At 56.9% G+C, this 24412-nt stretch carries 27 protein-coding genes; 3 read left to right on the top strand and 24 right to left on the bottom strand.

The genetic code is table 11. The annotated features are described in order from the left end of the window. Positions 1 to 350: 350 nt before the first annotated feature. The 6 genes from METLU_RS27960 to METLU_RS25375 form a co-directional block, all read right to left on the bottom strand. A complete protein-coding gene (locus METLU_RS27960; RefSeq protein WP_155920558.1) occupies positions 351 to 500 on the bottom strand; it encodes a hypothetical protein in 150 nt (49 codons plus the stop codon). Positions 501 to 515: 15 nt separating this feature from the next. Continuing rightward, on the bottom strand, positions 516 to 1151 hold the full coding sequence (lexA, locus tag METLU_RS0113935; protein WP_027158755.1) for a transcriptional repressor LexA: 636 nt from the start codon (positions 1149 to 1151) through the stop codon (positions 516 to 518). A gap of 329 nt (positions 1152 to 1480) precedes the next feature. Then, a complete protein-coding gene (locus METLU_RS28990; protein ID WP_269209261.1) occupies positions 1481 to 1609 on the bottom strand; it encodes a hypothetical protein in 129 nt (42 codons plus the stop codon). 16 nt (positions 1610 to 1625) lie between these two features. Continuing rightward, on the bottom strand, positions 1626 to 2054 hold the full coding sequence (locus METLU_RS28405; RefSeq protein ID WP_231383524.1) for an IS1595 family transposase: 429 nt from the start codon (positions 2052 to 2054) through the stop codon (positions 1626 to 1628). A gap of 31 nt (positions 2055 to 2085) precedes the next feature. Beyond that, the gene (locus tag METLU_RS28410; protein WP_231383518.1) at positions 2086 to 2553 is read right to left on the bottom strand and encodes an IS1/IS1595 family N-terminal zinc-binding domain-containing protein; all 468 of its coding nucleotides are present in this window, start codon (positions 2551 to 2553) and stop codon (positions 2086 to 2088) included. Positions 2554 to 2558: 5 nt separating this feature from the next. After that, the gene (locus tag METLU_RS25375; protein WP_231383611.1) at positions 2559 to 3080 is read right to left on the bottom strand and encodes a MarR family winged helix-turn-helix transcriptional regulator; all 522 of its coding nucleotides are present in this window, start codon (positions 3078 to 3080) and stop codon (positions 2559 to 2561) included. Between the two features lie 349 nt (positions 3081 to 3429). Here METLU_RS25375 and METLU_RS0113965 point away from each other — a divergent pair, with 349 nt between their 5' ends. Together METLU_RS0113965 and METLU_RS0113970 are read left to right on the top strand one after the other, a co-directional pair. After that, on the top strand, positions 3430 to 3819 hold the full coding sequence (locus METLU_RS0113965; protein WP_027158756.1) for a hypothetical protein: 390 nt from the start codon (positions 3430 to 3432) through the stop codon (positions 3817 to 3819). Positions 3820 to 4114: 295 nt separating this feature from the next. Further along, positions 4115 to 4492 (top strand): rhodanese-like domain-containing protein, encoded by a 378-nt coding sequence (locus tag METLU_RS0113970; protein WP_036243124.1) that lies wholly within the window; start codon positions 4115 to 4117, stop codon positions 4490 to 4492. Between the two features lie 75 nt (positions 4493 to 4567). On the opposite strand, the gene METLU_RS0113975 is transcribed toward METLU_RS0113970, so the two are convergent. After that, positions 4568 to 5839 (bottom strand): IS110 family RNA-guided transposase, encoded by a 1272-nt coding sequence (locus tag METLU_RS0113975; protein ID WP_027157521.1) that lies wholly within the window; start codon positions 5837 to 5839, stop codon positions 4568 to 4570. Between the two features lie 517 nt (positions 5840 to 6356). On the opposite strand from METLU_RS0113975, the gene METLU_RS0113980 reads away from it, so the two are divergent. Continuing rightward, the gene (locus METLU_RS0113980; protein ID WP_027158758.1) at positions 6357 to 7559 is read left to right on the top strand and encodes an NAD-dependent formate dehydrogenase; all 1203 of its coding nucleotides are present in this window, start codon (positions 6357 to 6359) and stop codon (positions 7557 to 7559) included. Between the two features lie 276 nt (positions 7560 to 7835). Here METLU_RS0113980 and METLU_RS0113985 read toward each other — a convergent pair whose 3' ends face one another. The 17 genes from METLU_RS0113985 to METLU_RS0114070 form a co-directional block, all read right to left on the bottom strand. Continuing rightward, entirely contained in the window at positions 7836 to 8189 is a 354-nt protein-coding gene (locus METLU_RS0113985; protein ID WP_036243127.1) for a DUF779 domain-containing protein, read from the bottom strand. A gap of 2 nt (positions 8190 to 8191) precedes the next feature. Continuing rightward, positions 8192 to 9712, bottom strand: a complete 1521-nt coding sequence (adh, locus tag METLU_RS0113990) for an aldehyde dehydrogenase (protein WP_027158760.1) — start codon at positions 9710 to 9712, stop codon at positions 8192 to 8194. A 541-nt stretch (positions 9713 to 10253) separates the two neighbouring features. Next, positions 10254 to 11453 carry an ABC transporter permease gene (locus METLU_RS0114000; protein ID WP_027158761.1) on the bottom strand — a complete coding sequence of 400 codons (1200 nt, stop codon included), beginning with the start codon at positions 11451 to 11453 and terminating at the stop codon, positions 10254 to 10256. A 2-nt stretch (positions 11454 to 11455) separates the two neighbouring features. Next, a complete protein-coding gene (locus METLU_RS0114005; RefSeq protein WP_027158762.1) occupies positions 11456 to 12661 on the bottom strand; it encodes an ABC transporter permease in 1206 nt (401 codons plus the stop codon). 81 nt (positions 12662 to 12742) lie between these two features. Beyond that, complete coding sequence (locus METLU_RS0114010; protein ID WP_027158763.1) at positions 12743 to 13015, bottom strand: hypothetical protein; 273 nt, start codon at positions 13013 to 13015, stop codon at positions 12743 to 12745. Between the two features lie 196 nt (positions 13016 to 13211). Beyond that, entirely contained in the window at positions 13212 to 14312 is a 1101-nt protein-coding gene (locus METLU_RS0114015; RefSeq protein WP_027158764.1) for a lytic murein transglycosylase, read from the bottom strand. Between the two features lie 141 nt (positions 14313 to 14453). Next, complete coding sequence (locus METLU_RS0114020) at positions 14454 to 14951, bottom strand: bifunctional adenosylcobinamide kinase/adenosylcobinamide-phosphate guanylyltransferase (RefSeq protein ID WP_027158765.1); 498 nt, start codon at positions 14949 to 14951, stop codon at positions 14454 to 14456. Next, on the bottom strand, positions 14948 to 15886 hold the full coding sequence (gene cbiB, locus METLU_RS0114025; RefSeq protein ID WP_231383612.1) for an adenosylcobinamide-phosphate synthase CbiB: 939 nt from the start codon (positions 15884 to 15886) through the stop codon (positions 14948 to 14950). Before cbiB ends, METLU_RS0114020 begins: the two co-directional genes overlap by 4 nt. Positions 15887 to 15963: 77 nt before the next feature. After that, the gene (locus tag METLU_RS0114030) at positions 15964 to 17361 is read right to left on the bottom strand and encodes a cobyric acid synthase (RefSeq protein ID WP_027158767.1); all 1398 of its coding nucleotides are present in this window, start codon (positions 17359 to 17361) and stop codon (positions 15964 to 15966) included. Between the two features lie 121 nt (positions 17362 to 17482). Further along, entirely contained in the window at positions 17483 to 18508 is a 1026-nt protein-coding gene (locus METLU_RS0114035) for an aminotransferase class I/II-fold pyridoxal phosphate-dependent enzyme (RefSeq protein ID WP_036243130.1), read from the bottom strand. Positions 18509 to 18655: 147 nt separating this feature from the next. Further along, positions 18656 to 19219 carry an alpha-ribazole phosphatase gene (gene cobC, locus METLU_RS0114040; RefSeq protein ID WP_027158769.1) on the bottom strand — a complete coding sequence of 188 codons (564 nt, stop codon included), beginning with the start codon at positions 19217 to 19219 and terminating at the stop codon, positions 18656 to 18658. Then, positions 19204 to 19950, bottom strand: a complete 747-nt coding sequence (gene cobS / locus METLU_RS0114045) for an adenosylcobinamide-GDP ribazoletransferase (protein ID WP_027158770.1) — start codon at positions 19948 to 19950, stop codon at positions 19204 to 19206. Before cobS ends, cobC begins: the two co-directional genes overlap by 16 nt. Positions 19951 to 19969: 19 nt before the next feature. After that, positions 19970 to 21004, bottom strand: a complete 1035-nt coding sequence (gene cobT, locus METLU_RS0114050) for a nicotinate-nucleotide--dimethylbenzimidazole phosphoribosyltransferase (RefSeq protein WP_027158771.1) — start codon at positions 21002 to 21004, stop codon at positions 19970 to 19972. Further along, positions 20995 to 21648 carry a 5,6-dimethylbenzimidazole synthase gene (bluB, locus tag METLU_RS0114055; RefSeq protein WP_027158772.1) on the bottom strand — a complete coding sequence of 218 codons (654 nt, stop codon included), beginning with the start codon at positions 21646 to 21648 and terminating at the stop codon, positions 20995 to 20997. Before bluB ends, cobT begins: the two co-directional genes overlap by 10 nt. Before the next feature lie 306 nt (positions 21649 to 21954). Beyond that, positions 21955 to 22968, bottom strand: a complete 1014-nt coding sequence (locus METLU_RS0114060; protein ID WP_027158773.1) for an NAD(P)/FAD-dependent oxidoreductase — start codon at positions 22966 to 22968, stop codon at positions 21955 to 21957. Positions 22969 to 22982: 14 nt separating this feature from the next. After that, positions 22983 to 23153, bottom strand: coding sequence for a rubredoxin (locus tag METLU_RS0114065; protein WP_027158774.1), 171 nt, complete (start codon positions 23151 to 23153; stop codon positions 22983 to 22985). Between the two features lie 67 nt (positions 23154 to 23220). Continuing rightward, entirely contained in the window at positions 23221 to 24354 is a 1134-nt protein-coding gene (locus METLU_RS0114070) for a GNAT family N-acetyltransferase (protein ID WP_027158775.1), read from the bottom strand. Between the last annotated feature and the right edge of the window lie 58 nt (positions 24355 to 24412).

Below are 24412 nucleotides of genomic sequence, written 5' to 3' on the forward strand. Positions count from 1 at the left end.
CGGATTGATAAACCCGGCATTTTCAAAGCCGCCCAGGCCGGGTTTCCGCTAAAGCTTCAACCCGGCCTACACAGGCTGTTATAAGTGGGGCGCACAGGGCATGGCTTTTTCCGGCGGGACGGTGTTTGCAGCTCCGTCCTTAACGTTTTCGCGGCGTCTGGGTCAAGTGGCGCATTTGACCAATAAATACCTTTGCGGGGGCGACTTAAGTCGCCTTGGGCGAATGCCCTCTGGGGCACAAGTAAATTCGCCCTTACACAAGTGTTAATGTCATCCGCACACCGGGAAACTATTTTTGACCAAATCCTTACCCGGCCCTGTAGGAAACGCCGGATAAGCCAAACCCGGAATTACCAATATACCCCCAGCAACAGAAACGCTCCGACTACCGCAAACTTCACGGTCCATTGTTCGATCGAGCACTGGCCGTAGTCATGGTGCATGATTTCCTCGATTTTGTTGGCTCCGACCTGGTCCTGCATGTGAATTCTTCTTGTCATGATGGTTCTCCCCCATTATTTAGTCAGTGATGAACGATAACTGCGCATTTGCCCGACCAGCACGCCCTGGATCTCGACCTGCTCAGGTCGATAGGCCATCGCCGCCAGGCTGGCGTTGGCCGGGATCAGCAGCACCTTGTCCGGTTCCTGCTCGATGTATTTCAAGGTCGCTTCGGTCTTTTCGACCAGCGCCACGACGATCTCGCCATTGTGCGCGTAGCTGCGCTGCTCGATGACTACCCAGTCGCCGTCGAAAATGCCGGCCTCGATCATCGAGTCGCCTTTGACCTGCAGCACGTAACAGGGCTTGTCGCTTTTCAGGACTTCGGGCACGACCATGTAGCGGACAGTTTCGACGGCCTCGATCGGCCTGCCGGCGGCGATCCTGCCGACAAACGGCAAACCTTGTTCGCGATCGGCCTCATCGCGCTGCGCCAGGGCGGTCAGGCGGATGCCGCCCTGCTTTTGGCCCGCGAACGGCTCCACCAGTCCCGCCTCGATCAAGGCCGATATGTGCTTGTGCAGGGAGCCCCGAGAGGCCATGCCGAGCGCTGCGCAGAGTTCGTCCAGTGTCGGCGGATACGGGAATTTGTCGGGGGTGTCGCGCAGGAAATCAAGGATTTGCCGCTGTCGTCGGGTTAATTGATTCATCGTCGCTCCTGTTTTTGTATTTTTTGTCAGCTTATCAAAAACGGCCTGAAATGCCAGAGAAAGAGAACAAAAAGAGAACAAAATGAGCGGTCTTTCTTTGAGTGCATTATGGATCAAACACTTATCGGTATGCTGCCGACGGCTCGATGGCATTTGGCCCGCACGCAGTGCCATGTGTTCTTGCCGCCGGTTTTGATCAAACCCCGGCGTAATTCAAGAGAGGCGATTAGCTGTAAATATTGAAGAGAGTCCGAGCCGATAACCGACGGACCCATTTTGATGAATGTGTGCTGCTGTTAAAAAACAGGCTGGACAGGAAGCGCAGCCTTCTATTCGCCGGCTTCAACAGCCGGTTCTTCATGCATGTCGCCGCGCGCTGCGGTGACAGCTTCGCGCAGCCGCCGCAGAGCCGATTCAAGTGTCTCAATATCTTCCGGTGAATAATCATTAAGGCTCATAATGGATTCCAGGGAGTTAGCTGATAATCAGCTCCAACAGAGAACTTAATAACGCTTTACCGCGTTTTCTGGCGTTATGGACAAACTCGAAAAAGCCTAAATAAATGGGCAGATGCGCTTGAGAAATCCCGCGATGCGGGCGTAACCAGGAACGCAGCAGCGACCAAAACCCTTCCATTGTGTTCACATGCACTTCATAAAACCCATCACCGTCCTCATCGCGCGCATATTCCCCGGCACCATGGCAAACGCTTTTTCGCGCGTATCCCCATGACTCCAGGCGGTCATAAATCGCATATTCATCGGTGTAAATGAGCGTACCCGGCGCTATGGTGCTTTGAATCACAGGCTGGATGGTCGTTTGCTGAACATTGTCCAGCATCTGAATGACCACTGGTCCGCCGCGTTGAATCATGCCCAATATCGGCGGCTTTTCCTTGGCCAGCGTACCGCGTCCACGCGCACCTTTTAAGCGGTTACGCCGACCTTTTCGGCCTTTTTTTTACGGCTTCCGGTTGGCCTTTATGCCCGGCTACCACATAAACTTCGTCGCATTCGACTTCGCCTTCCAGCACCACCACTGGTCTTTTGCTGACGATCCCTGACCGCAACTGCTGGGTCATTGGCTGAACGTCCGTTTCATTTAAATCCAGCTCACGGGCAATCTGCGCGTTCGATAAGTTCAAGCCCATAAAATACAAGCACAGCACCCAGATCTTCAAGGGTTGATGGTGACCCGCGAAAATCGTACCGGTTAAATCGTCGAATTTGCGCTGACAGGCCTTGCAGCTGTAACGCTGCCTTTCAGACTGGGTATCATCCTTGCCCTGCTTGATTATGGCTTCTGAGCCGCAATGGGGACAAGAGACTTTATCCGGCCAGCGCAGGACGCGAATCGTTTCAAAGCATTTGGCATTGTCTAATAGTTGAGGTAAGGTAATCATCCGTCCTATCTGGGGATACTGAACCTCAAATTCAAGCTTTCAGCAATGGTTGGGTATCTCCCTGGAATCCAATAAGAGCCATCATTAAATATCCGATAGATGAATTCCAGATGCTCGGGATAAGCGCGTTTGAACAGGGCTGCGCCCGCCGCCGTCAGCCGCACGATCTGACTGCGGCCGTCGGTCTTCGAAGCCATGCGCTGAACCAGCCCTTTATCTTCCAGGCGGTTGATGACGCCCGTCAAAGTGCCTTTGGTAATGATGGTTTTCTCGCCCAGCTGCTTGAAGGTCATGCCGGCCGTATTGCCCAGGGTCAGGATAATATCGAATTGGGGCAGCGTCAGATCCAGCGTGTGCACATGACAGGCCGCATAGGCTAAAAAAACTTGATGTGTCCGCGTCAGCTCGCGCAGCACGCTCGGAAATGTCGATGGCGAATTCATAACTTCAAAATTAATAGTTGCAATTAGAACTAAATGGTAATCCTGATCGGTAATAACCTCAAGTTTTTTAATGTAATTTGGCATTAATCTATCTTTTGATAAGGAAATCCGGCCGTTTTTCGGCAAGACTTGCCGGTCGGACGGCCAAATCGAACGACTTCCGCAGCCCAGCAAACGCCTGAAACCGGACCTTTGAAAATCATATAAGCTATTGATAATTAAGTCTCATTAAATTAATTATCAAGAAAAGCCAGGGCGTAAAAAGCATGGCATTCAAAAAAATAGTCCGCATTAGAACGAAAATAGTTCTAATTAGAACAAAACCTGCTAGAATCTCACCATGCCTGAAGATCAACATGAATCGGCCTTGCCCTAAGCCTTCTGTTCATCGCCAGGTGAAAATAAATTGTTTATCCACTATGAGGCTTACCCCATGAACGCATTCAACAAATTTCTGGTTTCTTCTGTTATGGCCGCATCAATGGCTGCCACATCATTCACCGCATCCGCCATTGCGAATCCTTCATATGAAGATGTTAAAGCGGCGATCGAGAACACGCTGGCGAAAGTCGAAGAGACGATTACGGCACTAGACAATGGCACGGACAACGAGAAGCTGGTCGATATGGTCAGCGATGCCCGTCAATTGCAGAAAGACATCGCCAATAATGTGCTGGACGTAAAACGCAACCAGGCCAGCAATGTTTTGAAAAAAGCGCGTACCGAACTCAAGAATAACGAATTGGCATCGGCCAAGGAAACATTGACCGATGCGGCCAACCGCTACAAGGAAATCCAGCAGCTCTACGCCTCCACGCACTAAGCTGAAGCCGCTGCGACGGCAGTCCGGCCGCATGCGCAACCAGAAGCAAAACCCTTGTCCGGCATTGCCGGGCAAGGGTTTTTTTGTGCCCACTATTGAGATCACTGACCAAAATGAGAATCTCTGTTCAGTTTAGATAAAGTTGTTAGCCCTTGTTAAAGCCAATATACTGACTCCATATAGCCATGATTATTTCTTCAATTTCCTGTGATTTTCGTTATTAAATCAATAGCCGAATCACCGGTTGCCCGGCATGAATGAGTTGCCTGTCTTTATGAACTGCAAAACTATTCCTATGAAAAAACTTTACCCCGTCATCGCTTTTATTTTCCTTGTGACTGGCTGTTCGTTTCAAAAGCCGGATTATCTGAACGTTATAACCGCGCCTGAATTAAACCGGATCATGCAGCAAGAGGATATTTTCCTTGTCGACGTTCACACGCCCGAACAGCGGCATATAAAAGGCACTGACCTGTTTATTCCTTACAACGAAATCGAGAGATACAAAGACAAACTGCCCAAGGACAAAAATTCAGCTATCTATCTCTATTGCGAGGGCGGCCCTATGGGCAATGCGGCGGCAAGGTCGCTTCATGATTTGGGTTACCGTAACTTAAGCAATCTTGAAGGCGGCGCAAAGGCCTGGAAAAAGGCTGGTTTTGAGTTTGAATAACTGATGTTACGGATGGCTGTCTTTTCCCGTTTGCGACACTGACGCCACAGCCTGTTCACGCCCTGAGTTAGTCCGTCAAGCTTTTTCACTGATTTCGCCGCCTGGTTTTAGCAACGAGGAGCCCCGTTGTTCCAGCGCTTTGAGGTAAGTGGATTCATCATAGGGCTTACCGGTCTGCCAGCACCGGTAGAGGATACGTATCCATTTAAACGCCAGGGAACGCACAGCGGCTTGATAGGTTGAGCCCTTTGCGCGCTGCTGTCGGTAATATTGGCCCGCCCAGAATGATTTATTAATGGTCTGTGCCGCCCACTCGGTGAAGGTTTGTCGAAGAAAGGTCGGGCACTCCCACCGCCAATGCACCCAATGTTTCTTACCACTGCGCTCCGTTACTGGCGCAACGCCCGCATATTTTTGTAAATCTGCCGCACTCGGGTATCGATCTCGCTGCTCGCCAAACGCCACCAATAGCCTCGGCGCGAGCGATGAACCTGCGCCTGGCAATGCGCTAAACAAGGCATAATCAGGATGCTGACAGGCGATTTGCTCAATGGCCTGGTCAAATTGTTTAATCCCTTCCAGAGTAACGCTTAACTGTTCGATCAATACCTGTGCCTGTAGGCGATAGGGAATGATAATAGCCTCATCTAAAGTTAACGGCGTTGCAGTTTTGATCGCTGCCAGCCGCTCTTCCAACACCTGAGGAAAACGCATGTTATGTTGATGAAAAAAGGTGGCCAGCGTATTTTTTCGGGCCCGTTTGACTTGGGCCAGCGTTGGCCATTGGCGAATGAAAGCACAGAATAACGGGGTATCAATATGATCAAACCAGTCCAGGACTTGCGGATAATACTGCTTTAAGGCCGAACGCAGACGGTTGGTGAGACGGATTTTATCGTTAACCAAACTCCTTCTTTGCTCAACCAGGGATGACAAGGCTCGCATTTCCAGGCTTTGAGGCTGAAGGGGTTTAAAACGCTCGGGATGACGTAACAGTAGATCCACAGCGAATTCCGCATCCGTCGGATCATCCTTTGCCCTGCTCGGCGTAAAGGCTTCCCGATACTTGGCCAGCGTTCCAGGATTGATCGGATAAATGACAAAGCTATCAAATTTCTGCAGTGCATATACAATCGGACCTTTCGACAGTTCCACGGCGACCGCAATAGGTGAGCCAAACCGTTGAATTAAGGCTTGCGCCCAATCGTTGATCGATTCAACTTGATGGGGAATCACTGAAAACTCCCGCTTCGGGCTGTCTGCCGCTTGAAGGCAAACGTCATGCTTTCTGTCGGCCCAGTCAATACCGACAAAAGCTGTAAACGATGGCTTGTTAAGGCTATTCATACCTGATCTCCGGCGGGGTCGATTAACCAAGAGAAACATGCCTGCCTGAGATCTGCGAAAGCAATATAGGTGAGCCGATGCCGCGGCAAGCCCTGAGTATTCGTTAGTGATCCCAAGCGCACCCGTGGGCTCGAAACCAAACCGGTGAACATCTAAATGTTGGGGTCGAATTATTCGTAGCCCGCAGGTGCATGTCCTGCTTTACTGGCAGCTACCTGCCAGCTGTGCTGAGTATCACCTAAAACAGGACGGAAGGACTATATAGGGTCGAATTCATTCGACCCGAAACACGCTGCTTTGCAAAAGGCTATAGGGTTGTCAGTGCAAATACCCTGACGGGCACAAGTGAATTCGCCCCCCTGCGCTGAGGGTCCATTGGCGAACCTCATCCCATCGAAACTGAGTGGCGGAATACGCCCGACAAGCAAATCTTTCCCCGGCCAGGATAAAACCGGAGGCTAATCGGTCGAAGATTAGGACCGCTCCTCAACATTTTATTCATCATGGAGGTGGCAACATGGCAAAAATTGTTTGTGTTCTTTACGATGATCCCATCGACGGTCATCCGAAATCCTACGCCCGCGACTCGATACCCGAGATCAAGGTTTACCCCGATGGCCAGACCACACCGACCCCGAAGGCGATCGACTTCATCCCTGGCCAGATGCTGGGCAGCGTATCGGGCGAACTGGGCCTGCGCAGCTATTTGGAAGGTCTGGGGCATACACTGGTGGTCACTTCCGACAAGGATGGCGAAAACTCCCGGCTGGACCAGGAATTGCCCGATGCCGAAATCGTCATCTCACAGCCTTTCTGGCCGGCTTATCTGACGGCCGAACGCATCGCCAAGGCGCCGAAACTGAAACTGGCGCTGACGGCGGGCATCGGCTCCGACCACGTCGACCTGCAAGCCGCCATCGAGAGAAACATCACGGTGGCGGAAATCACCTACTGCAACAGCATCAGCGTGGCGGAACATGTCGTGATGATGATCCTGAGTCTGGTGCGCAATTACATCCCATCCTATCAATGGGTGGTGAAAGGCGGCTGGAACATCGCCGATTGCGTGGCCCGCTCTTACGATCTGGAGGGCATGGAGGTGGGCACCGTTGCCGCAGGCCGCATCGGCCTGGCGGTACTGCGCCGGCTAAAACCGTTCGATGTCAAACTGCATTACACCGACCGCCATCGCCTGGCGTCGGAAGTCGAGAAAGAGTTGAATCTTACCTGGCATCCCGACGTTGAATCGCTGGTCCGTGTTTGCGACGTGATGACCCTCAACTGTCCGCTGCACCCGGAAACCGAGCACATGATCAATGAGCAGACGCTGAAGAACTTCAAGCGCGGCGCTTACCTGATCAACACGGCGCGCGGCAAGCTGTGCGATCGCGATGCCATCGCCCGAGCCCTGGAAAGCGGTCAATTGGCGGGCTATGCGGGCGACGTCTGGTTCCCCCAGCCCGCGCCGCAGGACCATCCCTGGCGCACCATGCCGCACCATGGCATGACACCGCATATCTCCGGCACCAGCCTCTCGGCCCAGGCGCGTTATGCCGCCGGCGTGCGCGAAGTGCTGGAATGCTGGTTCGAGGGCCGTCCCATCCGTAATGAGTATCTGGTGGTTCAAGGCGGCCATTTGGCCGGGGTCGGCGCCCACTCTTACAGCGAGGGCGACGCCACGGGCGGTTCGGAAGAAGCCGCCAAGTTCAAAAAGGGCTGAATGATTCAGGCCTCAATCGACAAAGGAAGGCATCGAAAAGCGATGCCTTCCGGTCTCAATGTCGGGCAGGGAAACCGCGAATATTTTTAACTGATGTTACGCAGACAATTTGCCCCTACGCCAAGCACCTGTAGGGTCGAATTCACTTGTGCCCCATGGGTATTCGACCTGGGACGCCTTGTTAGTCATTGAGTGCGAATGAATTCGCACCTACACCACTGTAGTGCTCGGGAGCGGCAAACGGCATAAAAAGCTGCCCGTGCATAACATCAGTTTTTAACCAAGATCCGCTTCCTCCTCCCCGGTCAACAGCCTTGAACGGGTGATAAACCGCACGCCTTCGGGCGCTTCCAGCGAGAAACCGCCGCCCCTGCCGGGCACCACGTCGATGATGAGATAGGTATGCCGCCAATACTCGAACTGGTCGGCGCCCATATAGAAAGGGCAGCCCTCGATTTCACCCAGCTTTACGTCGGACTCGCCGACCCGGAATTCGCCCAGCGGGTAGCACATGGGCGCGCTGCCGTCGCAGCAGCCGCCCGATTGATGGAACAGCAGTTCGCAGCCGTGCAATTGCTTGAGCCTGGCGATCAGCTCCGCGGCGGCCGGGGTGCAGGAAACGCGTGTCATGCTCAGAAAAATCCCAGCGCCTTCGGGCTATAGCTCACCAGCAGGTTCTTGGTCTGCTGATAATGGTCGAGCATCATTCTGTGGTTTTCCCGACCGATGCCCGATTGCTTGTAACCGCCGAAAGTGGCGTGGGCCGGATAGAGGTGATAACAATTGGTCCACACCCGTCCCGCCTGAATGCCGCGCCCCATGTGATAGGCGGTATTAATGTCGCGGCTCCAGACGCCCGCGCCGAGGCCGTACAGGGTTTCGTTGGCGATGGCCAGCGCGTCGGCCTGGTCCTTGAACGAGGTCACCGAGACAACCGGGCCAAAGATTTCCTCCTGGAAAATCCGCATCCGGTTGTTGCCGGCGAAGACAGTCGGCTCCACATAATAGCCGCCGGCCAGCTCGCCTTCCAGCTCGCAGCGCTTGCCGCCGGCGAGCAGTTTGGCGCCTTCCTGCCGGCCGATGTCGATGTAGGCGAGGATTTTCTCCAGCTGGTCGTTGGATGCCTGTGCGCCGATCATGGTATCGGTGTCCAAAGGATGGCCGCGCCGGATGTGCTGCAAGCGCGCGACGGCCCGCGCCATGAAGTCGTCGTAGATCGATGCCTGTACCAGTGCGCGGGACGGACAGGTGCAAACCTCGCCTTGATTGAGCGCGAACATCGCGAAGCCTTCCAGCGCCTTGTCGGCGAAATCGTCGTCATGGGACAGCACGTCCTCGAAGAAGATGTTGGGCGATTTGCCGCCCAGTTCCAGCGTCACCGGAATGAGGTTTTCCGAGGCATATTGCATGATCAGGCGGCCCGTGGTGGTCTCGCCGGTGAAGGCGATCTTGGCGATGCGCCTGTTTTTGGCCAAAGGCTTGCCGGCTTCCACGCCGAAGCCGTTCACCACGTTCAGCACGCCGGGCGGCAGCAGATCGCCGATCAGTTCCATCAGTACCATGATGCTGGCGGGGGTCTGCTCAGCCGGCTTCAGCACGATGCAATTGCCTGCGGCCAGGGCCGGCGCGAGTTTCCAGGCGGCCATCAGGATCGGGAAGTTCCACGGGATGATCTGACCGACCACGCCCAAAGGCTCGTGGAAATGGTAGGCGACGGTGTCAGGGTCTATTTCGCTCAACCCGCCTTCCTGGGCGCGGATGCAGGCGGCGAAATAGCGAAAATGGTCGACGGCTAGCGGTATATCGGCGGCCAGGGTTTCACGGACCGGCTTGCCGTTGTCCCAGGTCTCCGCCACCGCCAGCATTTCCAGGCTGGCTTCCATGCGGTCGGCGATTTTCAGCAGAATGTTCGAGCGCTCCGCCGGCGCCGTGCGGGCCCAGGCGTCTTTGGCGGCATGGGCGGCATCCAGCGCCTTTTCGATATCTTCCGCCGATGAACGGGCAATTTCGCAGAAGGGCTTGCCATTGATCGGGCTCGGATTCTCGAAATAAAGCCCCTTGACGGGCGCTACCCAGGCGCCGCCGATGTAGTTATCGTAGCGGGATTTGAACTGGACTTTGCTGCCGGTTTGGTTGGGATCAAGGTAACGCATGCGGGTCTCCGAAAGTAGATAGATGAGTGTCCCATCTACAATGCCGTTGATAAACCGCAGCCGTCATCACCATGAATAAGACGAATCTGGTAATTCGGATGTCATTGTGAAGGGAATTAAAAACTGCACTCTTACCATATCACCGAAGGTTTAATTATTCAATTTTGCCTGTTCTTCATATTTATTTAGCAAAACATCAACTGATTATCTGATGTTGCGCAGGGAGGGCTTATCCCGTTTGCCGCGCCGGGCGCCGCATCACCCAAGGCATAGCGCCGCATTTGCAGCGCGTAGGCTGGGTTGATAAACCCAGCATTCGAAGCCGCCCAAGCTGGGTTTCCGCAACGCTTCAACCCAGCCTACACAGGCTATTAGAAAAAATCTGTGTCCAGCCAGGCAGTTGTTGAACAATGCTGTTATCTACCATCATCAACCTTTGAATTACCATGAAATAGTGGTCAAAAACAATTTACCGGCGGGCCGCCGCATCACCCAGGGCGCGGAACAAATCAAACAGCCGTGGAGGTTTCAGTTTCTTTGATCACTCGGTCCGCAGCGCCTCCAGCGGCTCCAGCCGGGCCGCTTTCATGGCCGGGGCCACGCCGGTGGCGATGCCGATCAGCAATGAGACCAGAAAAGCCGCCGCGATATAGGTCCAGGCCAGCTGCACCGGCAGCGCGGGCAGGGCGGCCGCGATAAGCCGTACCGCGACGATGCCGGTCAGCACGCCGACCAGGCCGCCCGTCGCGCTCAAAGCCAGCGCCTCGGCCAGAAACAGCCGGAAGATCGTGCGCCGTTCCGCGCCGATAGCCCGCAACAGGCCGATCTCCGAGATCCGTTCCGACACCGCGATGGTCATGATGGTCAGGATGCCGACCGAGCCGACCAGCAGCGAGATGCTGCCCAGCGCCGCCACGGCCAACGTCAGGATATTCAGGATCGAATCCATCTTTTCCAGCATCTGGTTCTGCGTCACGATCGTGAAATCCTCCATGCCGTGCCGCGCGATCAGGCGCCTTTTGATGGCTTTTTCCAGACGCGCGACCGGCGCATTGCTTTCATAAAGAATATCGATCTCCATGAGGCTTTCACGGTCGAATAGCGCCAGCGCCTTGGCGGCCGGGATGTAAAGCGTGTCGTCCATGTCAAAGCCCAGCATCTGGCCCTTGCTTTCCATGACGCCGACCACGAGATAGCGGTCGGTGCCGATGCGGATGCGCTGGCCCAGCGGACTGCCCGTGCCGAACAGCTCGCGCGCCAGCTTATGGCCCAGGACGGCCAGCGCGCGCGGATTGTCCTGCTCGCCGGCCGGCAGGAAGCTGCCCGAGACGACCTTGATTTTCCAGATCTCCGGCACGGCCGAGCCGACGCCCAGCACGTTCGTGCGCCGCTGCTTGTTGCCGGCTTCAACGCGGGCATTGCCCTGCACGAGCGGCGAAGCGGCAATCACATTGTCCAGCCGGCTCAGGCTGTCGGCATCGGCCAGCGACAAGGGGCGCACGGTGCTGATCGTGGCGCCGGACATGCCGAAGGTCGTGGTCTTGCCGGGGAAGACCGCGATCAGGTTGGTGCCGAACTGCGTAAACTCGCTCAGCACAAAGGCATGAATGCCGCGGCCGATCGAGGTCAGTATCACGACCGCGGCGATGCCGATGATGAGTCCCAGCGCAGTCAGGCCCGAGCGCAGCTTATGGCTGATGACGGTCCGGTATGACAAGGCGATCAGGTCGGCGGCGCGCATCGTTACCTCCTGGCCAGGGCGGACACGGGGTCGAGGCGCGCGGCTTTTCTGGCCGGCAATACGCCGAACACGAGCCCCGTGAACAGGGAAACGGCCAGCGCCGCCAGCAGCGCCCAGACCGGCAGGATGAACGGGAAGTTCGGATACAGCGCTTGCAGCCCCCACAGCGTGACTTGCCCCAGCACGACGCCCAGCACCGCGCCGGCCAGCGACAACAGCGCCGCTTCGGTCAGAAACAGCGCGTGCAGCTGGCGCCTGGTCGCGCCCAGGGCTTTCAGCAGGCCGATTTCGGCCGTGCGCTGCGTAACGCTGACCAGCATGACGTTCATGACCAGCACACCGGCCACGGCCAGGCTGATGCCGGCGATGCTGGCCACGGTCAGGGTCAGCGCGGTCAATATCTTGTCGAACGTGTTGACGACGCTGTCCTGCGTGATCACCGTGATATCGTCCTCGCCTTCGTGCCGGGCCTTGACGATGTTTTTGACATCCTCGACGGCCTGAATCATGGCCTCTTTGGATTTGGTCTCGATCAGAATCCGAAACAGCGAGTTGGTATCGAACAGCGCCTGCGCGGAAGCGACAGGAATGATGACGATTTCGTCGAAATCCGTGCCGACGGACTGGCCTTCCGACTCCAGCACGCCGATCACGCGGAAACGCCGGTCATTGATGCGCAGCCACTCGCCGACCGCCGGTCTGTTGGGGAACAGCTGTTCGCGTATGGTCTGGCCGATTACGCAGACCGGTATGGCCTTGTCGGGTTCCGCTTCCGGCAGAAAGCGCCCCTGCGCCATGGTCAGATGGCGCACGCGTATCAGGGCATGCGTCGAACCGAGGATATTGGTTTCGCGCTCCAGGCCTTCCGCCGAAACCGGCGCGGAACCGACCGTTACCGGCGCGATGGCGGCCACATGGGGGCTTCTAAGCAAGGCATAAGCATCGTCCAGCGTCAGGTCCCGGGGCGTCTCGCCGAACATCGGCGGCGCGCCGCCCGTCGTTTCGGTACGTCCCGGCAGGACGATGACCAGATGCGTGCCCAGCGATTCAAACTCATTGATGATATAGAGGCGGGCGCTTTCGCCCAGGGCCGTCAGCACGGTCACGGAAGCCACGCCGATGCTCATGGCCAGAATGATCAGCAGGGCGCGCAGGCGCTGGGCCCTGATCGCGCCGAAAGCTTGAGTTAAGGTATCTTTGAAAAACATGGGCTAGCTCCAGTGGCCTTAGCCGTTCACGCACCAGCATGAACGGCCAATCGGAAGCTAGCCTAACCGAACCGCGCGCGTTTAAAAAGTGATTTTGCCGTAAACGGTCGCGTAAGGCGCGTTGTCGCGCAGCTTTTTATAGACCACCTGCGGATACCACGTGCCTGACGTCGAAGGCAGCGTAAACAGCAGGCCGGCCGTTTCGCCGTAACCCCATACCGACAGGGTCGTGCCGCCTGCGCCGGTAATGGTCAGATCGCCGTCATCGATATGCAGCGTAAAATCACGCACGGCTGCATCGGCCGCGCTGTGCCCGAGCAACAATAAAACAGTTAAACCGAGCTTTTTCAGCATTCTTATCCTTCCTTTTTTTGTAATTATAAAATTACAAATAGGGCAATAAATATGCCTGAGCCGTTATATTAATAAAAACAGTGCTCTAGAGATTGAGTATAACCTTGCTCTGAAAAAATAAGGCATATGCCACAGTTTTAGTGTGGCATATGCCTCAGTTGATCCCATGGATGTCCCTGCAAAAACAGGGCAGGGATTACATGCGGTCGCGTCCCATGACCAGCGCCGGCCCCCGGGTGGCTGCGTAGCGCTGCTTGATGGCCTGCGCCAGCTGGTGCACGGCCATGGCGTATTTGTCGCTGTTGTTGTAGCGCTTGATCACCTTGAAATTGGGGTAAACCTGCCAGAATTCATTGCCGTTATAGGTGCTCAGGGAAATGGTCGAGGAGCCGTTGCGGCCATTGGCATGGTGCGCGACGGGTCTGCTGCGCTGCCACCCGCTGCGCGAGAAATAATGCGCGACGCTGCCGATCGCATCGCGCTGATCCCACAGATCGCGCACGCCGTTGTGGTCGAAATCGACGGCCAGGCGGCGGAAACTGCTTGGCATGAACTGCCCCAGGCCCATGGCGCCGGCCCAGGAGCCGACTGGTTCTAAAGGCTCGAAGCCTTCCTCGCGCGTCATGAGCAGGAAGTTTTCCAGTTCCGAGGTAAAAAAGGTGGCGCGCCTTTCGGTATCGAACGCCAGGGTCGCCAGGGCATTGAACGTGCCGGTTTTGCCGATGTTGCGGCCGAAGTAAGTCTCGACGCCGATGATGGCGACGATATACTCGGGATCGACGCCATAGGTGGCGCTGGCTCTCTGGATCACGTCGGCATTCTCGGCCCAGAACTCGGCGCCATGGCTGATATGTTCATCGGTCAGGAACTTGCTGCGGTAGCGCGTCCAGCTGCCCGGTCTCGGGATGCTGGGGCCGGAACTGGGGGCTCCCTGCGCGGTTTCGAGGCGGATCACGGAATCCAGGCGCGTAGCCTGTGAGAACAGGCCGTTCAGGTAACTTTCCGAGAAACCGTGTTTTTGCACCATGTGCCGGATAAAGTTATGCACGCGGGGCGAATTGGCGTAAATGCCGGTCAACAGGCCGGTCGAATAGACTGGCGCGAGCTTGCGGTATGACTGAGGTGGCGGGAGTGTGTTTTTGCCGGTCGTTTTCGGCAAGGATGAAACCTGATTCTGCGGCTTCACGGCGGCCATGGTATCGGAATGGCGGTTCTCCGTATCACTGGCACAGCCGGCAAGCAGCAGGACTAAGGCCAGTTTGGCTGCCCGTTTATAAACTACATTGATTATTAACATGCTTCTTGTCTTCTTATTGATTAGCGGTCCCCATTAAAAGAGCACCATTACATCCATACGGTACGGAAAAACCCGTCCCGCGCTCCAATTAACAGAGATAGGTCTGCGCTAACGCAGCTTGATCCCTTTGGCTATTATTGGTTATTTCATCGGTATTGTTAAGCCCGCGCTGCAAAAAAACACCCGATCGCAATGCTGTCCGATTAATTGCGAGGCCTTGCCGGACAGGTCCGCAAACCGCCGCGCCAAGGGATTGTCGGGAATGATGCCGAGCCCGACTTCATTGTGAACCAGCACCATATCGCATGGCAGTTTCAGCACTGCTTGCAGTTCGTCCAGGATAACGGTTTCGGAATGGCCGTGATACAGCATGTTGTTAAGCCACATTGACACGCATTCGATCAGCACGGACTTGTGGCAATCCTTTAATGCCTCGAACAGCTTCACGGGTTCTTCCAATGTGTCAAAAAAATCCTGGCGTCGCTGTTTGTGAGCGGCGATGCGCGCCTGCATCTCGTAGTCGAAAAACTCGGTCGTGGCCAGATAGTAGGGCTTGAGGCCCTTGGTCTGTGCCAATATATAGGTTTCGGCCAGGCGCGACTTGCCGCTTTTGATCCCGCCTATGAACAGTGTTTTCATGTCAGCAAAGCTCCGATTGCCAGAATGCCCAGCACGATAAGATTAATGCCCGTTTTCATGTTTAATGCCTGTTTCAGTATGGTTGAATTGACCGCATTGACAGCCAGGCCCAATACCGGCTTGCGCTTGATGCGGCCGTGGTAGCTGGCATCTCCCCCTAGCGCCACGCCTAACGCGCCGGCCATGGCCGCGATCGGGAAACCGGCATTGGGGCTTTCGAGCTTGCCGCCGTCGCGCCGGCAGCACTGCCAGGCCCGTCGTCTGTCATCGGCCAGCGCAATGATCAGCAGCGCCGTCAGCCGGGCCGGCAGGTAATTGGCGATATCGTCCAGCCTGGCTGCAACCTTGCCGAAATAAAAATAGCGCTCGATCTTGTAGCCGATCATCGAATCCATGGTATTGACAGCCTTATAGACGGCGATGCCGGGCAGTCCGAACAGGACCAGATAAAACAGCGGCGCGATGACACCGTCGCTGAGGTTCTCGGCCCAGGTTTCCAGCGCGGCTTTATGGACGTCGGTTTCGGTCATGGCCTGCGTATCGCGGCTGACCAGATAGCTCAGTGCCTGCCTGGGGTTTTCGGCCGTCAGCAGTCCGGCAACGCTGGCGTGCAGCATGTGCATGGCCAGCCCGGTCGAGGCCAGCACGGCCAGCACCGGCAAAGACAGCCAGGCCGGCAGCCAGCCGGCCAGATAAGCCAGCGTGACGGCTATCAGCAGCGTCAGCGCCAGCAGGCTGATGACGAGCAGCGCGCCGGTTAAGATGCGGTCGCGGTAAAACCGCCGCTCGAAGGCCGAAATGAAATCGCCCATCCACATCACCGGATGCTTGCCGGGCAACTCGCCGATGATCAAGTCGAGCAGATAGGCCAGCAATGCCAGTTCAAAATACATCGGCCAGCCCTGCATAAACGTAGGGTACGCATTGCGTACCATTTTTAAAGTCCCAAAAGGTACGCGATACCCTATAGGGCATAAATGCGTACCCTACACAGCGGATGTTTATATCCATATCACTCCTGTAACGCTTTCAGAATCGCCGCGATATCCAGCTGCTGCGCGACCATGTCGGCAAAGCCCTGTATTTCGGCCTCGCGGTAGGCCCCATAGTCGTAGCCCCGGTAGGCGGGATTGATGGCCTTGAAATAAGCAGTGCGAAAGCCGTCATTATCGAAAATGCCGTGCACATGCGTGCCGGCGACGTGTTCGTGCTGATGAGATAAGGGATAATTGGCCATGCGGCCGCAATGAATCTCGTAGCCTTTGATGGCCGGGCACGAGAACAGCTCGTACTGCCCGCGCTTGAGGATTTTCGGCGTCTGATAGACTACCGTATCGTCAATCAGCCCCAGACCTGGCTCGCTGCCGGCGGTTTCATGTTCGAGCGCGTCTGGATCGTGCAACGCCGTGCAGAACATCTGATAGCCGCCGCAGATGCCGAATACGGGCTTTTCAAGCCGCTGGACCTCATCGAACAGACCCTGGGTTTTCAGCCATTGCAGATCGCGGATCACGGTTTTGCTGCCCGGCAGCAGCACCATGTCGAATTCAGTCAGCGGACGGTAGGACTGGATCAGCTCCACATGCAGCTCGGCATCGGCCATCAGCGCATCGAGATCGTTGTAATTAGCGAGGCCCGGGTAGGCGATCACGGCGACGCGGATTTTGACATCGTTCAGGCGCTGCCGGTAATTCTGCAGGGACTGCGAGTCTTCCATGTCGATATTCAGCGGCCGATACGGCAGAACGCCGAGCACGGGCACGCCGAAACGCTCGCGGATGATCTTCTCGCCCTCGTCGAAAAAGCGCCGGTCGCCGCGGAATTTGTTGACGACGACGCCGATCAGGTTGGCGCGCATGACCGGGTCCATCAACTCCAGCGTGCCGTAAATCGACGCGAAAACGCCGCCGCGCTCGATGTCCGCAACCAGGATGTTTTGGGTATTGAAGGTCTGAGCGATGAAGGTATTCGAGAGATCCTTGTGCAGCAGATTCAGCTCCACGGGCGAGCCCGCGCCTTCGGCGATGATCAGATCATAGGACTGCTGCAATGTTGAAAACGCTTGCCGAACCTGCTGTTTCAGATTGCCGATCTCATCGTAATAAGCGGCGATCGACTGGTTTTTGTAAATCTTGCCGTTGACGATGACCTGCACGGAGCCGTTGCCGTGCGATTTGAGCAGCACCGGATTGAACAGCACGCTGGGCTCGACGCGCGCGGCCTCGGCTTGCAGGCATTGCGCGCGCGAAATCTCGCCTCCTTCGTGCGTGACGGCCGAATTGTTCGAGACATTCTGCGCCTTGAACGGTGCGACGCGCAGGCCGCGGTCGGCAAAAATACGGCACAGGGCCGTGACCAGCGTGGTTTTGCCGGCATCCGAACTGGTGCCGAAAACAGCTAAGGGTTTCATGTCAATAATCGCCTAATATTAAAGTTCAACGCAACAGCGGTAGGCTGGGTTGATAAACCCAGCATTTCGGGGGCCGCCCAGCCGGGTTTCCGCTAAAGCTCCAACCCAGCCTACACGTGTTTTAGCCGGTTGGGCAAGACAAAGCGTTCAAGCAGCGAGCAAGCTCGGCAATCGCCCGTTCGTCCTTGACGGCGAAGCGCACATGACGGCGGGTCAGTCCGGCAAAATTATCGCAGACGCGGATCAGAATGCGCGACGGCGCGAGCTTTTCCTGCAACTGATAGCCGTCCATGCCGGCCAGTTCCGCCAGCAGGAAATTGGCCTGTCCCGCATAAATCCGCCTGAACAGACCGCAACTTGACAGGGCTTGGTGCAACTGCCCACGCAGGTCGTGCGTCTGCCGACGGGTCTGTTCGATAAAGGCTGTGTTGGCCAGCGCCTGCTGCATGTAAGCCATATCGAAGCTGGACAGTTTCCAGGCCGGCTCCAGGCGTTTCAGCGCTTTGATCGCCGGGCTTGCCGCCATGACAAAGCCGATGCGGATGCCCGCGCAGCCGTAGAACTTGCTCAGCGATTTGATCAGGTAGAGCTTGTCGTAACGCGCGATGTCGTCGGCGATCGATTCAGTTTGGCAAAAGTCCAGAAACGACTCGTCGATGATGATCGTGCAGTCGGCCGACTGCCATTTGGCCAGCCAGTCCTTCAGGTCATAAAGCCGGCCATCCGGCGTGGAAGGATTCACGAAAATGATCGTGCTGCGCCTGGGGATATCGGCCGCCAGTTCGTTAAATCGATCAACAATATGCAGCCGGCAGCCGAGTTCGCCGGCGATGTGCGCATATTCGCCATACAGCGGCGCGTACAACACCAGGTCGTCGGGCTGCAGAAAGCGCAGCAGGGCGAAAATGGCCGCGCTGGCGCCGTTGAAGACTTCAATATCGGCGCCGGGCGGGCCGGGGTAGCGTTCCTGCAGCGCCTGTTTCAGCAGGCCGTAATGCGGGTCGGCGTAAGGGCCGAGCTGAACCTGTTGCAGACAGTTCAAATCTACTGCCTGCCGCGGGTTGATATTGGCCGAGAAATCCAGCACCTGCCCGGGCAGACAGCCCAGACTTTGGGCAAACCGGTAAATATTGCCGCCGTGTTTCATGAATAAACTGATGTCATGCAAGGGTTAAAAAGTTTTACCATGAAGGTCACGAAGCGTAGGGTACGCATCGCGTACCTTTTGGGGGGGTAGTTCATCAAAAATGGTACGCGATGCGTACCCTACAAGCTTCATGGCGTCATAGCCTGTCTATAAGTTGATATAGTCAACATAGATGTAGTCAACGCTGTGCCGCAGTTTGTGCACGGAACCGGCATCGATGCGCAATTGAAACGAATTGGCCAGGGGCAGGTTCAAGGCGCGCGCCAGCAGAGCACGAATCACGCCCGCGTGCGTGATGACAAGCACCTGCTCTGCCTTAACAGTTGACAGATCCTGCCAGAAGCTGCCTGCGCGCAGGTACAGGTCCTCGAAATTCTCGCCGTTCGGCGGCGCGGCCTTCACAAAATCGCTGGTCCAGCGCTGAACGGCATCGGCATCGATATCGTCGAAGCGCAGCCCTTCCCAGTCGCCGAAATGCAGCTCCTTCAGGCGCGCATCGGTGGTCACCGTTTCCGAAAAAGTCCTGGCCAGTTCCAGGCAGCGCGTCAGTGGGCTGCTGAATACTTTGCAATCGGCATCGAACTCGGGCAGTTTGTCATGCAGATCCTGGGCTTCGTCGGCAAAACTGTCGGCCAGTCCCACATCGCTGTGCCCGTAGCAAAGCCCCGGGTCCGCGGCTGTGTTGGTATGGCGAATCAGATAAATGTCCATAAGGTACTCACACTCAGATAAAAAATAGTTTCGGCGATCTGCTGGCTGGCGCCGAGGCAATCGCCCGTGTAGCCGCCGATACGGCGGAAAAAATAGCGGCCCGACAGCCAGTTGACGGCCAGCACGGGCAGGATCGCCAGCCAGCAGAGGGCCGGCAGCAACAGCAGAGGCAATAAAGCCAGGCTCGCTGCGAATAAAAGATCGGTGCCGCCGGGCCTGAAAACGGCGGCTCCGGCTTTGCTGTGGTCGATGCGCGCGTAATCATAACGGCGCATGATCAGCAAGGGCGGCAACCGGCTGAAACTGTGCCCGGACAGCAATAACAAAGGCACGGCGGCCGCTGGCAGCGCGCCGAGCACGCTGATCTTCAGCGACAGGAGCAGCAACAGGCCGAGCACGCCATAGGTGCCGGTCCTCGGGTCTTTCATGATCTCCAGGATGCGCTGCTTGTCGAAGCCCGCGCCGAAACCGTCACAGACATCAGCGAAGCCGTCTTCATGGAAGGCGCCTGTGACAAGAATGCCCGCAACAAGCGCTACGATGACAGCCGTAGGCTGTGGCCATAGCCCATCAGCCAGGTAAAAACTCAGTGCGGACAGGCCGCCGACCAGCCAGCCGACCAGCGGCAGATAAACCGCGGCTTCGGGCAATTGCCTGTAATCCGGAGCCTGAGGTACGGGCAGGCGCGTGTAGAAACCGAGGGCCAGCAGGAAGAGTCTTGGATGGGGCATGGGTGTTTTTTAACGGCGCTTAATGATCAACCCCGGCCTCATCAAACGACGCCATCTCATTCAGCATTAGCACGGCCGATTGCAGCAGGGGATAGGCCAGGGCAATGCCGGAGCCTTCGCCGAGGCGCAGGTCCAGATTGATAAGGGCTCGGGCATTGAAGTGCTTCAGCAGCGCCTGGTGCCCCTGCTCGCGCGAGACATGGCTGAACACGCAATAGTCGAGCACGGGCGGATGCAGCCGGTTGGCTACGAGCAGGGCGCTGCTGGCGATAAAACCGTCGACCGGGATCACCATGCCCAGTTCGGCCGCTTTCAGGTAGGCGCCTGTCATCATGGCGATTTCAAAACCGCCGAATGTCGCCAGCACGGCTAACGGTTCGATGGTGTTTGGGTGCCGATTCAGCGCCTGCTGCAGCACGGCGGCCTTATTGCGCAATTGGTCATCGTTCAGGCCGGTGCCGCGGCCTACGCATTGCTCCAACGGCAGGGCCGTCAATGCGTGCATGAGCAAGGCGGCGGACGAGGTGTTGCCGATGCCCATTTCACCGAAGCCGATGCAGTTGCAGCCGAGTTTGTGCTGCCTTGACACCATTTCGGCGCCCGTTTGCAGCGCTTGCAGGCATTGCCTGTCGGTCATGGCGGGCTCTATCAGAAAGTTGCGCGTGCCTCTGGCGATCTTGGCGCCGACCAGCGACGGATGACTGTCCAGATCGGCATTGACGCCGGCATCGACGACCCGCAGTTCCATGCCGTGCTGGCGCGCAAACACGCTGATCGCGGCGCCGCCGGCCAGGAAGTTGGCCACCATCTGCGCGGTCACGGCTTGCGGATAGGCGCTGACGCCGGCTTCGGCGATGCCGTGATCGCCCGCGAAAACGATGAGGCAGGGTTTGTCCAGGCTGGGCGTGAGGCTGTTCTGGATTAGGCCGATCTGCAGCGCCAGCGCTTCGAGCTGGCCCAGTGCGCCCAGCGGCTTGGTCTTCTGATCGATTTTATGCTGCAGGGCGGAACGAAGCGCTGACGAGAGCGGGGCAATGGAGAAATCTAGCGGCACGGTGTATTCCAGGTATTTTCAAACAATAAGGTGTCAAGGTCTTTGCGGTCGGCCCATCGCGCCTGTTCCAGCATCGGCTTGTCGTAAAATTCGGCGACGTGCCCCAGGCACAGGATCGCCACGGGCTGACTGTCTTCGGGCATCTTCAGCAGGTCTTTGACAGGCTCGGGCTCGAACATGGACACCCAGCCCAGCCCCAGTCCTTCCGTCCTGGCCGCCAGCCACAGGTTTTGTATTGCGCAGGCCAGTGATGCCAGATCCATGTCCGGCAGCGTGCGCCGGCCGAAGACGTATTGCTCGCGCCGCTCGCACAAGGCGGCCACCAACAGGACCGCGCATTCGCGTATGCCTTCCACCTTCAGTTTCATGAACTCGTCTTCGCGCTCGCCCAAAGCCCGGGCCGTATGGATGCGTTCCTGCTCGACCAGCGCATGGAGCGCCTTACGCAGATCGGGGCTGCTGATGCGGACAAACCGCCACGGCTGCATGAAACCGACGCTGGGCGCATGGTGCGCGGCCTGCAGCAGGCGCTTCAGGACTTCGGGATCGACCGGGTCGGGCAGAAAGTGGCGCATATCGCGGCGCTCATAAATGGCGCGATAGACGGCGGCGATTTCGTCGTCGGTGTAACGGTGTCGGGTCATTATATTGATTAACTATTGAGCACATCTTAAGACGCGCCCCGCGCATGCGTAGGCGGTCTTGGTCAGCTATTATCGCTTAGAACGCAAAGATGAGTCTAAATAACTAATAGATATGCCAGCGTAGGTGCGAATTCATTCGCACTAAATGGCAGTGAAAAGCGTTCCGGGTCGAATGAATTCGACCCTACAATGCTTTATTTCCCGTTTAAAGCGCCGAGCACCGGAGTTTTTAGCGGCGGTAGGCTGGGTTGATAAACCCAGCATTTTGGCCGCCCATGCCGGGTTTATCAACCCAGCCTACACACGCTAAAAAAGATAAGGATGAGCCGCTTCGAAACCGTGCACTTTGGCTTTCGGATTGAAAGCCGGCGGCTGCCAGTCCTTGTTTTCCTGGCCGGCCAGGAATCCGGCCAGCCACAGGGCCTGGTTGCGGATCGGCAGAATGAACGCGTACAGCTTGCCGTTCGGCAATTCGGCGACATCGCCGAGCGCGTGGATATGATCGTCCGAGGTTTGCAGCCGTTGGTTGACCTTGATGCCGCGACCCGTTTCCAGGCCCGCCTTCTCGGCCAGTTCTGTGCGCGGCTTGAAGCCGGTGGCCACGAGCACGGCGTCGAATGCGGCCGATACGCCGGTTTCGACGCAGACCTTGTCGCCTTGCCTTGAAAAGCCCTGCACGGCCTGATTGAGCAGCACCTCCACGCCCGAGCCCTGCATGACATCCAGCAGCGTGACCGAATCTTCCGCAACCAGCTGGCGTTCCATGAGCCGGTCCGCGGCATGGTACAGCGTCACGGGATCGCCCGAGACGGCCAGATCGGAAGCCACTTCGCAGCCGATCAGGCCGCCGCCGATGATGGCCCAGGCAGGCCGCCGGTTCCGGTCCAGGAAGCCCTGCCGGAACCGGCGCAGTTTTTTCAGATCGACCAGATTGTTCAAGCGGAAAAACAAGTCACTGTATGGCCTGAAAGGCGGCGGGATGAAGGCCTCCGAACCCTGCGCCAGTATCAGTTTTTCGTACGGCAGTACGTGTTGCCGGTCCGGTCCGCTGACAGAGACGGTCCGGTCGGCCCGGTTGATGCCCGTGACCTCGGCGGCGCTGATAATCTCGATGTTCTCGGCGCGCAGCTTGTCGAAGGGCTTCAGGATGATGCTCTGTTCGATATTATCGGTGCTGAAGCCCCGCGACAGCAGCGGCCGCGAATAATAGCCGTCGTCTTCGCGCGTGATCAGCGTGATCCGCGCTTCGGCCTGTAAGGACCGGTATTTTTCGGCGAAGCTGACGCCGCCCACGCCGGAGCCGATGATCACGATACGCATGCCGATCCCCTTAATTAAACCATTAAATTGTAAGCGCTTTTCTCGGCGCCGCATTCAGGGCAGCGCCAGTCGTCGGGAATATCCTCGAAGCGCGTGCCCGGCTGAACGCCCGTGTCGGGATCGCCCTCGGCTTCATCATAAATATGGCCGCAAACGCTGCACTGGTATTTTTTAAAGTCAGACATAGCTACTCCTCATTCACCTGTTGAAAAAGATCTGTCACAGCTCTGACTGTAACAGATGTTTTTTAGTTTAGCTTTTTTTAAACGGCAGATACATCGCCGCATCCTGTTTGTAAAGCGCCATGGATTCCCGCTCTTCGGCCAGAAAGTGTTCCACGGCCTCGGCAAAGGCGGCGTCCTGAAGCCAGTGCGCCGACCAGGTCGTGACCGGCTCGAAACCGCGCGCAATCTTATGCTCGCCCTGCGCGCCGGAATCAAAGCGCTTGAGGCCGTGCTCAATGCAATACTCCAGCCCCTGATAGTAGCAGGCTTCAAAATGCAGGCCGCTGAATTCCTCATAACAGCCCCAGTAGCGGCCGTAGAGCGTGTCACTGCCGATCACGCTCAGCGCCGCGCCGACGTATTTGCCGCCTTTGGTCGCCAGCACCAGCAGCAACCGCTCGCCCATCGTGGCCGCCAGCTGCTCGAAAAAGGCCGGGTTCAGGTAAGGCGACATGCCGTTTTTCAGATAGGTCACCGTGTAGAACTGAAAAAACGCCTGCCACTGCGCCGGACTGACTTCCCGGCCGTTCAGCCGCCGCAATTCGATGTCCTGTTCGCTGACGCGCCGGCGCTCGCGCTTGATCATCTTGCGTTTGCCGGCGCTGAAAGTTTGCAGAAAATCGTCGAAGTCGCGGTAGCCTTTGTTGAACCAGTGAAACTGCACGCTTTCGCGCAGGCCCAATCCCAGATTACGCAGCCATTCCGCCTGCCCGGAATCGGGAAACAGGCAGTGCCAGGAGGAGATATCGTTCTGTTCTGCCTGCTCCTTGATAAAATCGAGCAGCAGGCGCATGACCGCCGGCGCATCGGCGGATTCATCGACGGCAATGCGCGGCCCCTGGCAGGGCGTGAACGGGATCGCGGTCAGCCATTTCGGGTAATAATGGAAACCGTACTGCTGATAGGCTTGCGCCCATTGCTGGTCGAACACATATTCGCCGCGCGAGTGCGCTTTCAGGTACAGCGGCATGAAGGCCAGCAATTCATGGTCCTGTGCGACGAGCAAATGATGCGGCGACCAGCCTGCCTGTGCCGAAGCGCAGCCGCTTTGCTCCAGCGCCAGCAGAAACTCGTGGCGCAGGAAAGGGTAACTGTCCTTGACCAGACGGTTCCAGGCGCCGGCATCGATTTGCGTGATACTCGTGATCGGTTTTACTTTCATGTGATGGCGGTCGATTTATGTTTTTGTCTGAATATAAATGAAGACAGGAACGCCGGCA

Source organism: Methylobacter luteus IMV-B-3098 (genome assembly GCF_000427625.1).
GTDB lineage: Bacteria > Pseudomonadota > Gammaproteobacteria > Methylococcales > Methylomonadaceae > Methylobacter > Methylobacter luteus.

What these genes read in the sequence shown, in the direction of transcription:
- METLU_RS27960 (WP_155920558.1), bottom strand. Translation starts at nt 500, where the DNA reads ATGACAAGAAGAATTCACATGCAGGACCAGGTCGGAGCCAACAAAATC.
- lexA (WP_027158755.1), bottom strand. Translation starts at nt 1,151, where the DNA reads ATGAATCAATTAACCCGACGACAGCGGCAAATCCTTGATTTCCTGCGC.
- METLU_RS28990 (WP_269209261.1), bottom strand. Translation starts at nt 1,609, where the DNA reads ATGAGCCTTAATGATTATTCACCGGAAGATATTGAGACACTTGAATCG.
- METLU_RS28410 (WP_231383518.1), bottom strand. Translation starts at nt 2,553, where the DNA reads ATGATTACCTTACCTCAACTATTAGACAATGCCAAATGCTTTGAAACG.
- METLU_RS25375 (WP_231383611.1), bottom strand. Translation starts at nt 3,080, where the DNA reads ATGCCAAATTACATTAAAAAACTTGAGGTTATTACCGATCAGGATTAC.
- METLU_RS0113965 (WP_027158756.1), top strand. Translation starts at nt 3,430, where the DNA reads ATGAACGCATTCAACAAATTTCTGGTTTCTTCTGTTATGGCCGCATCA.
- METLU_RS0113970 (WP_036243124.1), top strand. Translation starts at nt 4,115, where the DNA reads ATGAAAAAACTTTACCCCGTCATCGCTTTTATTTTCCTTGTGACTGGC.
- METLU_RS0113975 (WP_027157521.1), bottom strand. Translation starts at nt 5,839, where the DNA reads ATGAATAGCCTTAACAAGCCATCGTTTACAGCTTTTGTCGGTATTGAC.
- METLU_RS0113980 (WP_027158758.1), top strand. Translation starts at nt 6,357, where the DNA reads ATGGCAAAAATTGTTTGTGTTCTTTACGATGATCCCATCGACGGTCAT.
- METLU_RS0113985 (WP_036243127.1), bottom strand. Translation starts at nt 8,189, where the DNA reads ATGACACGCGTTTCCTGCACCCCGGCCGCCGCGGAGCTGATCGCCAGG.
- adh (WP_027158760.1), bottom strand. Translation starts at nt 9,712, where the DNA reads ATGCGTTACCTTGATCCCAACCAAACCGGCAGCAAAGTCCAGTTCAAA.
- METLU_RS0114000 (WP_027158761.1), bottom strand. Translation starts at nt 11,453, where the DNA reads ATGCGCGCCGCCGACCTGATCGCCTTGTCATACCGGACCGTCATCAGC.
- METLU_RS0114005 (WP_027158762.1), bottom strand. Translation starts at nt 12,661, where the DNA reads ATGTTTTTCAAAGATACCTTAACTCAAGCTTTCGGCGCGATCAGGGCC.
- METLU_RS0114010 (WP_027158763.1), bottom strand. Translation starts at nt 13,015, where the DNA reads ATGCTGAAAAAGCTCGGTTTAACTGTTTTATTGTTGCTCGGGCACAGC.
- METLU_RS0114015 (WP_027158764.1), bottom strand. Translation starts at nt 14,312, where the DNA reads ATGTTAATAATCAATGTAGTTTATAAACGGGCAGCCAAACTGGCCTTA.
- METLU_RS0114020 (WP_027158765.1), bottom strand. Translation starts at nt 14,951, where the DNA reads ATGAAAACACTGTTCATAGGCGGGATCAAAAGCGGCAAGTCGCGCCTG.
- cbiB (WP_231383612.1), bottom strand. Translation starts at nt 15,886, where the DNA reads ATGGTACGCAATGCGTACCCTACGTTTATGCAGGGCTGGCCGATGTAT.
- METLU_RS0114030 (WP_027158767.1), bottom strand. Translation starts at nt 17,361, where the DNA reads ATGAAACCCTTAGCTGTTTTCGGCACCAGTTCGGATGCCGGCAAAACC.
- METLU_RS0114035 (WP_036243130.1), bottom strand. Translation starts at nt 18,508, where the DNA reads ATGAAACACGGCGGCAATATTTACCGGTTTGCCCAAAGTCTGGGCTGT.
- cobC (WP_027158769.1), bottom strand. Translation starts at nt 19,219, where the DNA reads ATGGACATTTATCTGATTCGCCATACCAACACAGCCGCGGACCCGGGG.
- cobS (WP_027158770.1), bottom strand. Translation starts at nt 19,950, where the DNA reads ATGCCCCATCCAAGACTCTTCCTGCTGGCCCTCGGTTTCTACACGCGC.
- bluB (WP_027158772.1), bottom strand. Translation starts at nt 21,648, where the DNA reads ATGACCCGACACCGTTACACCGACGACGAAATCGCCGCCGTCTATCGC.
- METLU_RS0114060 (WP_027158773.1), bottom strand. Translation starts at nt 22,968, where the DNA reads ATGCGTATCGTGATCATCGGCTCCGGCGTGGGCGGCGTCAGCTTCGCC.
- METLU_RS0114065 (WP_027158774.1), bottom strand. Translation starts at nt 23,153, where the DNA reads ATGTCTGACTTTAAAAAATACCAGTGCAGCGTTTGCGGCCATATTTAT.
- METLU_RS0114070 (WP_027158775.1), bottom strand. Translation starts at nt 24,354, where the DNA reads ATGAAAGTAAAACCGATCACGAGTATCACGCAAATCGATGCCGGCGCC.